This is a genomic window from Cryptosporangium arvum DSM 44712, from assembly GCF_000585375.1.
Classification (GTDB): domain Bacteria; phylum Actinomycetota; class Actinomycetes; order Mycobacteriales; family Cryptosporangiaceae; genus Cryptosporangium; species Cryptosporangium arvum.
Genome location: NZ_KK073874.1, coordinates 5,789,864 through 5,803,514 on the forward strand (window position 1 = coordinate 5,789,864; position 13,651 = coordinate 5,803,514).

Here is a 13,651-nt window from a genome sequence, read left to right on the forward strand (position 1 = left end):
TGCAGGGCGGTGCAGGGCGGTGCAGGCGCGGCCTCATGGCGCGCGCTGCCACTTAGCGAGGCGGCGCGGCCTGGTGGCGGGCACAGCCTGGTGGCGCGGTCTGGCGGGCGCGGCCTGGTTCGGGGCTGACTGCTGGCGCGGCCCGGAGAGCGCGGCCCGGAGAGCGCGGTCCGGAGAGCGCGGTCCGGCGAGCGCAGTCCGGCGAGCGCGGCGGTCGCGCCGGAACGTGGAACCACTCGCGATGCGGCAGCGGGGCACCTCGCGCGATACACGGTCGACAGCGTCACCCCCGCTCCGCCGAATCGAGCCATCGCTCGGCGCAGCTGGCCTTGCTTCGAGAGCGGCTTCCGCCCCACCCCCGGCGCGGAACCGCAGTGAGGTCGACGGGCCATCCGTCTGGGCTTGTTATTTCGACGGAGCGAGACTTCGGACCGTCGAGCGCCGAACAGAGCCGCCACACCTGCCGGGCCATCGCGCGAACACACCCACCGAGAACAACCCGCCGCAAGGCCGCACCGCTCGTCGGAACACGCTCGGTCCATGGCCACCCGACCGGCCATTGCCGCGCCGATCACGCCCCAGGCACCCCGGCACAAGGCGGGCCCGGCACCCCGGCCGCCCCGGCACAGTGCAGGCCCGGCACCCCGGCCCAGACCGCCGAGCACCCAGACCGCCGAGCACCCCGACCGCGAGCACCCCGACCGCGAGCACCCCGACCGCGAGCACCCCGACCGCGAGCACCCCGACCGCCCCACACAGCCGCTCCGGCACCCAAATCGCCCTCGACACGATCACGATCCACCCGCCGCGGCCACCTCGCCGTCGGCCACGAAATCGCCCCCGGCACCCCGCAGAGCCAGCCGCACTACTCCCCACTTCAACATATAACCCAAGGGGAGGCTTGCCACAACCCCCGGGTGAGCGCGCAGAATCGCACGCCGTAAGCGATCAACCAGCTCGAACGGGGACCCTCATGATCGACGTCATCATCGCCGGCGGTGGACCTACCGGCATGATGCTGGCGAGTGAACTACGTCTGCACGGCGTCCACACCGTCGTGCTCGAGAAAGAACTGAAACCCAGCAAGGTCGTGCGCTCGCTGGGGCTGCACGTCCGCAGCGTCGAGGTGATGGATCAGCGCGGGCTGCTCGATCGTTTCCTCGCCGCCGGCACCACGTATCCGAAGATGGGCGGTTCGTTCGCCGGCATCGAGAAGCCCTGGCCCGACCACCTGGACACCGCCCACGGCTACACGCTCGGTCTCCCCCAGCCGGTCACCGACCGGCTGCTCGCCGAGCGTGCCGCGGAGCTGGGTGCGGAGATCCGGCGCGGCACCGGGCTCGTCGCGCTGACCCAGGACGACGAGCACGTCACGGCGACGCTCACCGACGGCACCGAACTGCGGGCCCGCTACCTGGTCGGGTGTGACGGCGGGCGCAGCACCGTCCGCAAGCTGCTCGGCGTGCCGTTCCCCGGCGAACCGGCCCGGGTGGAGGCCCTGCTCGGTGAGATGGAGGTGACCGCGGACCCGGCGGAGATCACCGCCACGGTGATCGAGCTCCGCAAGACCGAGAAGCTCTTCGGTCTCGGCCCGATCGGCGACGGTGCGTACCGGGTGCTCGTCCCGGCCGAGGGGGTGGCCGAGGACCGCACGGTGCCGCCGACGCTCGACGAGTTCCGGCGGCAGCTGCGGAAGGTCGCCGGCACCGATTACGGGGTGCACTCCCCGCGGTGGATGTCCCGTTTCGGTGACGCCACCCGGCTCGCCGACCGGTACCGGGTCGGCCGGGTGCTGCTGGCCGGCGACGCGGCGCACGTGCACCCCCCGGTCGGTGGCCAGGGGCTGAACCTCGGGGTGCAGGACGCGTTCAACCTGGGCTGGAAGCTCGCGGCGACGATCGCCGGTTGGGCGCCGCCGGGACTGCTCGACACGTACGAGAGCGAGCGGCGCCCGGTCGCCGCCGACGTCCTGACCGTGACCCGCGCGCAGATGCAGCTGCTCTCGACCGATCCGGGCGCGCAGGCCGTGCGCACGGTGTTCGCGCAGCTGATGGAGTTCGAGGAGGTCAACCGGTTCCTGGTCGAGAAGGGCATCGGCATCGGCATCCGCTACGACGTCGGCGACGGTCCGCCGTTGCTCGGACGGCGCTTGCGTGACGTCGAGCTGAAGCGTGGTCGGTTGTATTCGCTGCTGCACGGGGGGCGCGGGGTGCTGGTCGACCAGACCGGGCGGCTCTCGGTCGCCGGCTGGGCGGACCGGGTCGATCTCGTCGCCGACGTCAGCGAGGAGCTCGAGGCACCGGCCGTGCTCCTGCGTCCGGACGGGCACGTCGTCTGGCTCGGCGACGATCAGCCGGCGCTGGAATCGCACCTGTCCCGCTGGTTCGGGGCCAGCGTGTAGATGTAGGTGTCCTCGACCTGCCCGTCGGGGCGGCGCGCGGTCGTCAGCACGCGGTCGTACCCGTCGCCTTCGAACGCGTCCAGACGGTCCCAGAGGTCCCCGAGCACCGGCGAGCGGAACAGCAGACCGGGGACCTCGGGCCCGTTCGCGTCGAGGACGATGCCGGGGAAGCCCAGTGCGGCTCCCCAGCCGTCGGGTCGCAGGTGCCCGGTCACCGAGGCGGGTTCCCAGGTGCCCGGCACGTCCGCCAGCACGTGTGCGTTGGGCTCCCCCGGCGCCAGGGTTCCGTAGACGAACAGCGCGTGTGTCATCCCTCGATTGTGGCGGCGAACGTCGTGAGTTCGGCGAGGGCCTCGGCGGCGCTCGGGGCGTTCGCCGGGTCGACCAGCCACTGGAGCATGAGGCCGGTCAGCAGCGCGAGCGGCACCGAACCGCCGAGGCCGTCCCGGCCCTCCCGCTGGCCGGCCGCGAGGTGTTCACGCACCTCGGGTGAGCGCTGGGCCTGCACCGCGGCTTCGAGCTGGGCCACCCACAGCTGCCGGTGGGTGGTGAACGTGTCGATCAGGGCCTGCCAGCGCTCGGCCGGCGACTCGGCCGCGCCGCGCCGCGCGAGCTCGGCCGACAGCTCCTCCATCGCCTCGACCAGCGCCTGGGTGAGCAGCGCGTCCTTGCTTCCGAAGTGGTAGCCGATCGCGGCGTGGTTGACGTCCGCGGCCTGAGCGATGTCCCGGACGGTGGTGTGCGCCCAGCCGCGCTCGATCAGGCAGCGTTTCGCGCCCCGGAGCAGGTCCTCACGGTTTCCCATGACCTGACCATATGGTTTATCCAAATGGATTGACCATATGGATAAACTCCGGTCCATGACGAATTCGGTGTTGATCTCGGGGGCGAGCGTGGCCGGCCCCACCCTCGCCTGGTACCTGCGCCGGGCCGGTCACGAGGTGACCGTCGTCGAGCGCGCCCCGGCGTTACGCGACAGCGGATACGCGGTCGACTTCCGCGGGGCGGCGCTCGACGTCCTGGTCGAGCTGGGCGTCCTCGACGAGGTCCGTGCGCACGCCACCGGCGCGCGGGGCACCGTGCTCGTCGACGCGTCCGGCGCCGAGACCGCGCGCTGGGGCGCCGAGGCGCTCGGCGGCGACCTGGAGGTCCCCAAGCGCGAGCTGACCCGCATCCTGCACCGGGCCACGGCGGACGGGATCGAGTACCTCTTCGACGACTCGATCGTCGGGCTGACGTCCGGCACCGTCCACTTCGAACGGGCCCGGCCCCGCGGGTTCGACCTCGTGATCGGTGCGGACGGCGTCCACTCGAAGGTCCGGGAGCTCGTCTTCGGCTCCGGCCTGCGTCACCTCGGCCTGTCCGGCGCCGGGTTCAGCACCGACGACTTCCTCGGCCTCGACCGCACCGGCGTGCTGCAGCCCGGCGAGGGCACCGCGGTCTACCTGTTCGGCGCCGGCGACCGGCTCACGGTCAGCCTGTCGTTCGCGACCAACTCGCCCGCCCTGGACCGGCGGCCCCGCGCCGAGCAGGAACACGCCGTGCGCACCGTGTTCGCCGGGCACGGCTGGGTCGTTCCCCGCCTGCTCGACGCGATGAGCGCCGCGCCGGACTTCTACTTCGCCTCGAGCGGCCAGGTCGAGCTCGACCGCTGGCACCGCGGCCGGGTCGCCCTGGTCGGCGACGCGGGGTACTGCGCCGCACCCACCAGCGGGATGGGCACCTCGCAGGCCCTGATCGGGGCGCGCACCCTCGCGAAGCACCTGGCGGCGTCCGGCGATCCCGAAGCCGCCTTCCGCGCGTACGAACAGGAACTACGCCCCTACGTCGACGCCAATCAAGCCGCCGGCCGCGAGGCCGCCGCGTTGTTCGGCGCCGGATGAGACCGTCACTCCGCGGCGAGCAGCCCGGCGATCGGCCGGCGGCTGCTCCACCAGGCCGGCAGCAGCGTCGCGACGAGCATCAGCGCCAGCTCCCCGGCCGCGGTCACCGCGACCGCTCCGAACCCGGCGGCGGGCGCCGCACCGGCCGCCCACACCCCGGCGACGGTCACGACCCCGACCGCCACCGCCCCGACCAGCGCGGCCGTGACCACGTAGAGGACGGCCTCCCAGGCGGCGGCCCCGACCACGACCCCGGCCGTCCCGCCGCTCGCCTGCACCAGCGCGGCCTCCCGGTCCCGCGCACCCGACGCCATGACGACGGTCACCGCGGCGCCCAGCACCGACAACACCAGCGGCCCGCCGATCAGCAGCACCACCGCGGCGATCCCCACCGACCCCGACCGCGCGACCCCGTTCGCCGCGTACAGGCTGCCGGGCAGCGCGACCGCCACGACCAGCGGACTCATCGTCGCCGAGCTGCGCCCGACGCGGTGCAGCGCACCGGCCCGGGCCAGGAACCAGGACGACGAGGCGGTCGCGGGGACGACGCTCGTCCAGGCCCGCATCACGGCCGGGTAGAGCACCGGCCCGAGGCACGCCGACAGGCTCGCGACCAGCAGGCCGGTGAGCAGCAGCGGCGGCTCGAGGTTCTCGGCCGGGCGGCCGGGCAGGCTCCGGACGATCGTTCCGGCCAGCGCGGCCAGGAGCGCGGCCGCGACCCAGCGCACGACGCCCATCCTGGTCGTCGGCGGGTCGGGGTCACGCAGCACGGCCAGCCCATTGACCCGGGCGGCGCGCCGCGCGCTGCCGCCCCCGGCGAACAGCACCACGACCGCCACGAACACCACCACGCTGACGTAACCGCGCGGGCCGAACACGACGTCGACGGAACCGAGCCCCTCGCTGTCGGCCACGACGCGTGCGAACAGCGGTCGGACCACCGGGAGCGCGACGAGCGTGCCGGCCACCGCCCCGATCAGGGCCACCACGACCAGCTGCGTGGACACCACGAGCCGCACGGTGGACGGTCCGATGCCGGTCAGCTGCCACAGTGCGTAATCGCGCTGCTGGAGCACGACGGTCAGGCCGGCCGCCGAGCTCAGCACCACGACCGCCGCGACCGTCGTCGTGACGACCATCAGGCCGCCGATCGCGTACAGCGCGAGGCCGGCGTTCCCCCCGGCGCGCGCGGCGGTCTCGAGCGCGGTCGCCGCGACGTCGAGCACCGCCGCCGTGGCCGCCGCGACCACCGTCACCCCGAGCCAGATCCGCGCTTTCGCCCGGAGCTCGTTCACCACGAGCCGCAGCATCAGACGGCTTCGCTCGCCGCGCCGACCGCGGCGAGCACCTCGGCCGGCCCGGGGTGGTGGAGCTCCGCGTGCAGGCGGCCGTCGCGCAGGACGAGGACGCGGTCGCCGCGGGCGGCGGCCTCCAGGTCGTGCGTCACCATGACGACCGCGCGGTCGCCGGTCGCCGCCTCGCGGAGCAGCCGGAGCACCGCGTCGCCCTTCGCGGTGTCGAGCGCGCCGGTCGGTTCGTCGGCGAACACCAGGTCGGGCCGCATCGCGAGCACCCGCGCGATGGCCACCCGCTGCTGCTGACCCCCGGAGAGCTGCGCGGGCTTGTACCGGACCCGGTCGCTCAACCCGACCCGCTCGATCGCCGCGGCGATGTCGTCGGAGCTGATCGGGCGCCGGGCCAGCCGTGCCGGCAGCGCGACGTTGTCCCGGACCGTGAGCGAGGTGATCAGGTTGTAGGACTGGAACACGAACCCCACGTGGTCGCGCCGGAACGCGGCGAGCGCGCGCCGGCTCAGCCCGGCCAGCGGGGTGCCGAGGATCGAGACGTCCCCCGACGTGACCGCCTCGAGGCCGGCGAGGCAGTACAGCAGCGTCGACTTGCCCGAGCCGCTCGGCCCGACGATCGCGACGAGTTCGCCGGGTTCGACGTGCAGCGAGATCCCCCGCAGGACGGGCTCGGCGGCGCCGAAGCTCTTGGTGACCTCGCGCGCCTCGAGAACGCTCATCAGTCGGTCAGCAGCAGCGTGTAGACGGATCGGATCAGGCCGTCGCGCACCAGCGCGATGTCGACCCCGCGCACGACCGGCGGCTGCCCCGCCGGACCGAAGTTCCAGGTCAGGTAGCCCAGGTCGTGGTTGACGTAGACCGCGCCGGCCGGGGTGAAGACGAAGCCGGGCGCGCGATCGAGAATGTTCTGCGCCTTGGCGTCGAGGGCGTCGTGGCCGACGACGATCTCGTCCGGATCGGAGAACTGGACGTCGGGCGCGTAGGTCCGGCGGATCGCCGCCCGGCGGCGCTCGCCGTCGCGCTCGTTGAAGACCTCCAGGAGGTTGGCGCTCATGAGTTCCTCGATCGTCGCCACGGCGGGCACCTTTCGCTAGTTTCAAGAAGTGGAGGGACGTCTCAATCCGCTGGAGCTGCGGGCCTGGCGCGGTCTGATCGAGACCACCGCGCTGCTGCGGTACCGCTCCGACCGGCTGCTGATGGAGGATTCCGGGCTGTCGGGCAGCGACTACCCGATCCTGGTGACACTGCACGAGCGCGGCGACGAGCCGGTGCGGTCGGTGGAGCTCGCCGGGCTGATCGGCTGGGAGCAGAGCCGGCTCTCGCATCAGCTGGCGCGGATGGAGCGTCGCGGCCTGATCCGCCGGCAGACCCACCGCGCCGACAGCCGCGGTTCAGAGGTGCATCTGACCGCCGAGGGACGCACCGTTTTCCTGGCGGCCGCGGCGGCGCACTCGCGGGCCGTCCGGACCCTCTTCGCCGACGTGCTGGACGACCGTCAGCTGGAGGCGCTCGCCGACGCGATGGAGACCGTGCGCAGGCACCTGGAGAACTGAAGCCACGTCCGCGAACTTACATGACGCGTCATGCAAGTCAAGGGCCGAGCATCGCCCGGGCCAACCGGTCCAGCGCCGCGGTGATCGCGGCCCGGTCCTCGCCGCGATCCCGCTGGTGCTGGTAGAGCTCGGGAGCCAGCGGCGCCAGCAGGACGTCGACGAGCGCGTCCGGCCCGGGCGTGCCCGCCGCGACGAGCAGCGAGCGCACGTGCGCGCTCCAGAACCCGTAGGCGCCGGTGCGGAACCGCGCGGCCCCGGTCTCGCCGCCGAGCGCGAGCGGCAGGTGCTCGTCGAGCAGCTCGACCATGGCGGCGTAGAAGGCGGCCAGCCGCTCGGCCGGTGACGCGCCCGGCCCCAGCGGCGGCTCCCCCCGGATGAGCCGCTCCTGGAGCTCGCGTTCGTGCTCGTCGAGGAGGGCGAGGGCCACCTCGGCGGGGTCACGGTAGCGGCGGTAGAGCGTGGCCCGGCCGATGCCGGCGGCACGGGCGAGATCTTCCATCGTGACCGCACGCGGGTCCTTCTCGCGGAACAGGCGCCGGGCCGCGTCGAGAACGCGGGCCCGGTTGCGGGCCGCGTCAGCACGCTCCATGCCGCCACTGTAACGACCCGGGGAATAAGTGGACGGGCGTCTCACTTAATCGGAGACACGCATCCGCTCAGAGCATCGGGAGTTCGACGTGGAACTGGCATCAGCGCTGTTCATCGGCTGTCTGCTGGCCGTGCAGGCATCCGCGAACCTGCAACTCACCCGGGGCCTCGGGACGCCATACGGCGCGGCGGCCGTACAGCTCGGCCTGGCGACGCTCGTGCTGCTCGTCGCCGCCGTCGCGACCGGTTCGCTCCCGGCAGCGGGTCCGGTGACCTGGTGGCATCTGCTCGGAGGCCTGGCCAGCCCGCTCTACATCACCAGCGGGATCCTGCTGTTCCCCCGACTCGGCGCGCTGACATCGGTGGCGCTGTTCGTCACCGGGCAGATGTTCGCGTCGCTGGCGCTGGATCTGGCCGGGCTGCTCGGCGTGTCCCGGCGTCCGCTCACGGGGGCGGTGGCGGTGGGTTCGGTCGCCGTGCTCGCCGGCATCACCGCGATCGTCCGCGCCCAGCGTCCCGCGCCGGCGTCCGCCGGGCCTGTGCCGGGCCCGGCGGCGGGGCGGATCGGATGGCTGGGGCTGGGGCTGGTCGCCGGCGCGGTGCTGCCGATCCAGGGTGCGGTCAACGCGCGGCTGCGTGCCGATCTGCACGAGCCGCTCGCCGTCGCGCTGGTCAGCTTCGTCATCGCGACGATCGCGATCCTGGTCGTCGTGGTCGCGACCCGCACCCGGTTCCGGCCGGACCTCGGTGTGGTCCCCTGGTGGGGCTGGCTCGGGTGCCTCTGCGCCGCGACCTACGTCACCGGCACGTTCCTGCTGCTCCCGACGCTCGGCGCGGCCACGACGATCGCGCTGACCGTCACCGGCCAGCAGCTGGCCTCGGCCCTCATCGACCACGTCGGCGGGTTCCGCCTGGCCCGCCGCCCGCTGACCGCCGCCCGCTCCGGCGGCCTGGCCCTGCTGCTCCTCGGCTGTCTCCTGGTGCAGCTGGGATAGCCACGGCCCCGGTGCCGTGGCCCCCGGCTAGTTCGTACTCAGGCCGCGATCGCTGCCCTTCTTGATCTTGCGGTCGTCACGGAGCTCGAGGAACGGCTCGTCCGTCGGGTCGTGGCCCGCGGCGATCGCCCGGCCGCGCTCCAGTTCGGCGTCGAGCTCGGCGCCGAGCAGGATCGCGATGTTGCTGATCCACATCCAGACCAGGAACGCGATGACGCCGGCCAGCGTGCCGTACGTCTTGTTGTAGCTGGCGAAGTTGGCCAGGTAGAGCGCGAACGCGATCGACGCGACGATCCAGAGCAGCACCGCGAAGATGCCGCCGGGGCTCACCCAGCGGAACCCACCGGTCTTCGCGTTCGGCGACGCCCAGTACAGGATCGCGAACATCAGGCTGATCAGGACGATGAGCACCGGCCACTTCACGATGCTCCAGGTGGTGACCGCGGCATCGCCGAGCCCGATCACGTCCCCCACCACGCGGGCGAGGTCACCGGTGAAGATCACGATCGCCGCGGACACGACGAGCATCAGACCGACGACCGCGGTGACCCCGACTCGGATCGGCAGCGTCTTCCAGATCGGACGCCCCTCGGGGACGTCGTACACCGCGTTCGAGGCCCGCATGAACGCCGCCACGTACCCCGACGCCGACCAGAACGCGGCCACCAGACCGACGATCGCCGCGATCCCCGCCCCACCGGAACTGTTCACCTGGGTCAGCACGGTGTCGACGAGTTCCTGCAGCTGCTTGTTCGGCGCGAGCTCGTTGACGGCGTTCGTCACGGTCTCCTTGCCGTCGCTGCCCAGCAGGCCGAGCAGCGAGACGATGACGATCGCCCCCGGGAAGATCGACAGGACGCCGTAGTAGGTCAGCGCGGCGGCCCAGTCGGACAGGTTGTCGCTCGAGAACTGGGTGAACGTGCGCTTGAGCGCCGCGAACAGCCCCTTGCCCTTCAGCTCGATGGGGCTGTCGGGGCCGGCGTCGGGCGGCACGGTCGACAGGTCGTTCGGCGCGTCGTCGCCGGTGCGGGTGCTTGCGGCCGCGTCGAGGTCGTAGTCGTCGGATCTTTCCGCGGATCTCTCCGCGCTGTCCTGCCGACGCTTTCCGAACATGGTTTTCCTCCGAGCTGTCGCACGCTTCTCTGGCGGCGATACCCGGCAAACCAGCTGATGAACGTGCCACTTGCCGGTCACCGTCCATTGGGGTCGCGCCCGGACGGGTTCCGGCGGGTCATAAGCCGCGGTTATGAGGTCAACAGCAGATGCCACCTACCGGGGCGACGCGGCCGGGGTGAGGCTGGTGAGCTGACGAACGCCTCTCCGGGGTTCGGCGCCGCCCCGCGCGGTGTGGCAGAGGAGGACAGCCGAGTGAGCAAGCAGGTCCAGCGGTTGGACCGTGTGGTGATCCGGTTTGCCGGTGATTCCGGTGATGGGATGCAGTTGACCGGTGATCGGTTCACGTCGGAGACCGCGTCGTTCGGGAATGATTTGTCGACGTTGCCGAATTTCCCGGCGGAGATCCGGGCGCCGCAGGGCACGTTGCCGGGGGTTTCGTCGTTTCAGGTGCATTTCGCCGATCACGACATCATGACGCCGGGGGATCGCCCGGATGTGCTGGTGGCGATGAACCCGGCGGCGTTGAAGGCGAACCTGGGGGATCTGCCGCGGGGCGCGACGGTCATCGTGGACACCCATGACTTCACCAAGCGGGCGTTGGCGAAGGTGGGGTATGGGGCGTCGCCGTTGGAGGACGGGTCGCTGGAGGCCTATCACGTGCATTCGCTCGGGTTGACCGAGTTGACGTTGCAGGCGGTGGACGGGCTCGGGCTCTCGCGTAAAGACGCCGGGCGGGCGAAGAACATGTTCGCGCTGGGGTTGGTGTCGTGGTTGTATTCGCGGCCGATCGAGGCGACGGTGGGGTTCCTGGAGAAGAAGTTCGCCACCAAGCCGCAGGTGGCGGCGGCGAACGTGGCGGCGTTGAAGGCGGGCTGGAACTACGGGGAGACCACGGAGGATTTCTCGGTCACCTATGAGGTGAAACCGGCGCCGATGCCCTCGGGTACTTACCGCAACATTTCCGGGAACCTGGCGTTGGCCTACGGGCTGCTGGCCGCCGGGCAGCGCGCCGGTCTGCCGTTGTTCCTGGGCGCGTATCCGATCACGCCGGCCTCGGACGTGCTGCACGAGTTGTCGAAGCACAAACGGTTCGGGGTGCGGGCGTTCCAGGCCGAGGACGAGATCGCCGCGATCGGCGCCGCCCTCGGCGCGTCCTTCGGCGGCGCGCTGGGCATCACGACCTCCTCGGGGCCGGGGATCGCGTTGAAGTCCGAGACCATCGGGTTGGCGGTGTCGCTGGAACTGCCGCTGGTGGTGGTCGACATTCAACGCGGTGGCCCGTCGACCGGGTTGCCGACCAAGACCGAGCAGTCGGATCTGTTGCAGGCCATGTTCGGGCGCAACGGCGAAGCCCCGGTACCGATCGTGGCGCCGCGCTCCCCGAACGATTGTTTCGACGCCGCGATCGAAGCGGCGCGCATCGCGGTCACCTACCGCACCCCGGTGTTCCTGCTCTCCGACGGGTATCTGGCCAACGGCTCCGAGCCGTGGCAGGTCCCGGCCGTGGACACCCTGCCGGATCTGCGGACCGAGTTCGCGTCGGAGAAAAACCATGGGGAGGAGTTCTGGCCGTATCTGCGGGACCCCGACACCCTGGCCCGGCCGTGGGCCATCCCCGGTACTCCCGGCCTGGAACACCGCATCGGCGGCATCGAGAAAGCCGACGGGTCGGGCAACATCTCCTACGACCCGGCCAACCACGACCTGATGGTGCGCACCCGCCAAGCCAAAATCGACGGCATCGCCCGGTCCATCCCCGCGTTGGAGGTCGACGACCCCTCCGGCGACGCCGACGTGCTGGTGCTGGGCTGGGGCTCCACCTACGGCCCCATCGGCGCCGCCGCCCGCCGGGTGCGCCGCGCCGGAATGAAAATCGCCCAGGCGCACCTGCGGCACCTCAACCCGTTCCCGGACAACCTCGGCGAGGTCCTCCACCGCTACCAGCGTGTGGTCGTGCCCGAGATGAACCTCGGCCAACTCGCCCTGCTCCTCCGCGCGAAATACCTGGTCGACGTCGTCTCCTACAACCAGGTCCGCGGCCTACCCTTCCGCGCCGAAGAACTCGAAGAAGTCCTCACCAACGTCATCACGCAGGCCGCCGGCACCACCGACACGGCCGATGAGATTGGGATCACCCGATGACCGAGCCGCAGCTTCCCTCCGAGCCGCAGCTTCCCTCCGAGCGGCAGGTGGACGAAGGCCGTGCCCCCGAGGCGCTGCAGTCCCCCGACCGCCGCAGCCCCGTCGCCGACTCCGCCGGCAGCCCCGCTGCTTCGAGCCCCGCCGCCGTGGGTGGCCCCGCTGCGCGGGGTGCCGCGGGCGGTGGCGCCGGGCGCGCCAAGGCCGGCACGGTGGCGCTGGACTTCCCGAGCATGCGGCTGGTGCCCAAGACCGACACCCCGCAGAAAGCCGGCGACTTCAAAACCGACCAAGAAGTCCGCTGGTGCCCCGGCTGCGGCGACTACGCCATCCTCGCCGCCGTCCAATCCTTCATGCCCCAACTCGGACTCAAACGCGAAAACATCGTGTTCGTCTCCGGAATCGGCTGCTCCAGCCGCTTCCCCTACTACATGAACACCTACGGGATGCACTCCATCCACGGACGCGCCCCCGCCATCGCCACCGGCCTGTCCACCAGCCGCCCCGACCTCTCCGTCTGGGTCGTCACCGGCGACGGCGACGCCCTCTCCATCGGCGGCAACCACCTCATCCACGCCCTGCGCCGCAACGTCAACCTCAAAATCCTGCTGTTCAACAACCGCATCTACGGGCTGACCAAAGGCCAGTACTCCCCCACCTCCGAAGTCGGCAAAATCACCAAATCCACCCCCATGGGATCCCTGGACCACCCCTTCAACCCCGTGTCCCTGGCCCTCGGCGCCGAAGCATCATTCGTCGGCCGGGCCATCGACTCCGACCGCAAACAACTCACCAGCGTGCTGCACGCCGCCGCCCAGCACGAAGGCTCCGCCCTGGTCGAGATCTACCAGAACTGCAACATCTTCAACGACGGCGCCTTCGAACTCCTCAAAGACAACGCCACCAAAGACGACTGGACCATCCGCCTCGAACACGGCCAGCCGCTGCGCTTCGGCAAAGACAACGAGAAAGGCGTCCTCCGCGGGACCTTCGAAATCGTCGACGTCAACGACGACAACGAGAAAGACCTCGTCGTCCACGACGCCCACGGCGAGAACCCCGCCTACGCCTTCGCGCTCTCCCGCATCCCGCGCTACACCCCGGTCGGGATCTTCCGCTCGGTCGAACGTCCCACTTACGACACGGAGATGGCGGCCCAGCTCGACACCGCCCGAGCCCGCGGCGGCGCCGACCTCCAGCAGTTGCTCCACGGCAACGACACCTGGACGGTTGGCTAGACCCCATGCTGTCCCCGCGGCTCGCCGCCCTCGTCGACGCCCTGCCGCTGCGCCCGGACTCGCGCGTCCTCGAGATCGGCTGCGGGCCGGGCGCGGCGGCGCGTGCGGTCGCGGCCCGGCTGACCACGGGCCGGATCGTGGCCATCGACCGCTCGGCGGCCGCGATCCGCCAGGCCGAATCGGCCGGTGCCGAGGAGATCGCCGCCGGCCGCCTCCGCGTCCGCCGGATCGCGGCCGAGGCCTTCGTGCTCGACCCCGGTGAACCCCCGTTCGACCTGGTTTTCGCCGTCCGGGTCGGCGCTCTGGACGGCCGCCTCCCGGAGCTCGGCGCGCAGGTCCTCCGCCGCTTGGCCGAGTGCACCACTCCGGACGCCCGGCTCTACGTCGACGGTCACCACCACCCGATCCCCCGGGCTTGACAGGCACGCCGC

14 protein-coding genes are annotated in these 13,651 nt (G+C 71.6%); 7 read left to right on the forward strand and 7 right to left on the reverse strand.

Annotated features, from left to right (window positions below; genetic code table 11):
* The first annotated feature begins 973 nt into the window (after nt 1-973).
* Nucleotides 974-2,401, forward strand: coding sequence for a rifampin monooxygenase (rox, locus tag CRYAR_RS26505; protein WP_035855956.1), 1,428 nt, complete (start codon nt 974-976; stop codon nt 2,399-2,401).
* Here the strand turns inward: rox and CRYAR_RS26510 are convergent.
* Complete coding sequence (locus CRYAR_RS26510) at nt 2,350-2,712, reverse strand: gamma-glutamylcyclotransferase family protein (protein ID WP_035855958.1); 363 nt, start codon at nt 2,710-2,712, stop codon at nt 2,350-2,352. The genes rox and CRYAR_RS26510 overlap by 52 nt on opposite strands.
* Nucleotides 2,709-3,206 carry a TetR/AcrR family transcriptional regulator gene (locus tag CRYAR_RS26515; protein WP_035855960.1) on the reverse strand — a complete coding sequence of 166 codons (498 nt, stop codon included), beginning with the start codon at nt 3,204-3,206 and terminating at the stop codon, nt 2,709-2,711. Before CRYAR_RS26515 ends, CRYAR_RS26510 begins: the two co-directional genes overlap by 4 nt.
* Nucleotides 3,207-3,261: 55 nt before the next feature.
* Between CRYAR_RS26515 and CRYAR_RS26520 the strand changes: the two genes are divergently transcribed.
* Nucleotides 3,262-4,284: an FAD-dependent monooxygenase gene (locus tag CRYAR_RS26520; protein WP_035855962.1), complete on the forward strand. Its 1,023-nt coding sequence runs from the start codon at nt 3,262-3,264 to the stop codon at nt 4,282-4,284.
* 5 nt (nt 4,285-4,289) lie between these two features.
* On the opposite strand, the gene CRYAR_RS26525 is transcribed toward CRYAR_RS26520, so the two are convergent.
* The 3 genes from CRYAR_RS26525 to CRYAR_RS26535 are packed head-to-tail and all read right to left on the reverse strand — an operon-like array spanning nt 4,290 to nt 6,666.
* Nucleotides 4,290-5,594, reverse strand: coding sequence for an FtsX-like permease family protein (locus CRYAR_RS26525; protein WP_035855964.1), 1,305 nt, complete (start codon nt 5,592-5,594; stop codon nt 4,290-4,292).
* Nucleotides 5,594-6,310, reverse strand: a complete 717-nt coding sequence (locus CRYAR_RS26530) for an ABC transporter ATP-binding protein (protein ID WP_035855966.1) — start codon at nt 6,308-6,310, stop codon at nt 5,594-5,596. Before CRYAR_RS26530 ends, CRYAR_RS26525 begins: the two co-directional genes overlap by 1 nt.
* Nucleotides 6,310-6,666, reverse strand: coding sequence for a nuclear transport factor 2 family protein (locus CRYAR_RS26535; protein ID WP_035866522.1), 357 nt, complete (start codon nt 6,664-6,666; stop codon nt 6,310-6,312). The genes CRYAR_RS26530 and CRYAR_RS26535 overlap by 1 nt, the downstream gene beginning before the upstream one ends.
* A gap of 28 nt (nt 6,667-6,694) precedes the next feature.
* Between CRYAR_RS26535 and CRYAR_RS26540 the strand changes: the two genes are divergently transcribed.
* The gene (locus CRYAR_RS26540) at nt 6,695-7,144 is read left to right on the forward strand and encodes a MarR family winged helix-turn-helix transcriptional regulator (protein WP_035855968.1); all 450 of its coding nucleotides are present in this window, start codon (nt 6,695-6,697) and stop codon (nt 7,142-7,144) included.
* 37 nt (nt 7,145-7,181) lie between these two features.
* Here CRYAR_RS26540 and CRYAR_RS26545 read toward each other — a convergent pair whose 3' ends face one another.
* The gene (locus CRYAR_RS26545; protein ID WP_035855970.1) at nt 7,182-7,733 is read right to left on the reverse strand and encodes a TetR/AcrR family transcriptional regulator; all 552 of its coding nucleotides are present in this window, start codon (nt 7,731-7,733) and stop codon (nt 7,182-7,184) included.
* 88 nt (nt 7,734-7,821) lie between these two features.
* Here CRYAR_RS26545 and CRYAR_RS26550 point away from each other — a divergent pair, with 88 nt between their 5' ends.
* On the forward strand, nt 7,822-8,727 hold the full coding sequence (locus tag CRYAR_RS26550) for a DMT family transporter (RefSeq protein WP_211247648.1): 906 nt from the start codon (nt 7,822-7,824) through the stop codon (nt 8,725-8,727).
* A gap of 27 nt (nt 8,728-8,754) precedes the next feature.
* Here CRYAR_RS26550 and CRYAR_RS26555 read toward each other — a convergent pair whose 3' ends face one another.
* Entirely contained in the window at nt 8,755-9,840 is a 1,086-nt protein-coding gene (locus CRYAR_RS26555) for a YihY/virulence factor BrkB family protein (RefSeq protein WP_051570987.1), read from the reverse strand.
* Nucleotides 9,841-10,074: 234 nt separating this feature from the next.
* Here CRYAR_RS26555 and CRYAR_RS26560 point away from each other — a divergent pair, with 234 nt between their 5' ends.
* From CRYAR_RS26560 to CRYAR_RS26570, 3 genes are all read left to right on the forward strand, one after another.
* A complete protein-coding gene (locus CRYAR_RS26560; RefSeq protein WP_035855973.1) occupies nt 10,075-11,985 on the forward strand; it encodes a 2-oxoacid:acceptor oxidoreductase subunit alpha in 1,911 nt (636 codons plus the stop codon).
* A gap of 230 nt (nt 11,986-12,215) precedes the next feature.
* A complete protein-coding gene (locus CRYAR_RS26565) occupies nt 12,216-13,220 on the forward strand; it encodes a thiamine pyrophosphate-dependent enzyme (protein WP_035866527.1) in 1,005 nt (334 codons plus the stop codon).
* A 5-nt stretch (nt 13,221-13,225) separates the two neighbouring features.
* Nucleotides 13,226-13,639, forward strand: coding sequence for an SAM-dependent methyltransferase (locus CRYAR_RS26570; protein WP_035855983.1), 414 nt, complete (start codon nt 13,226-13,228; stop codon nt 13,637-13,639).
* The last annotated feature ends 12 nt before the right edge of the window (nt 13,640-13,651 follow it).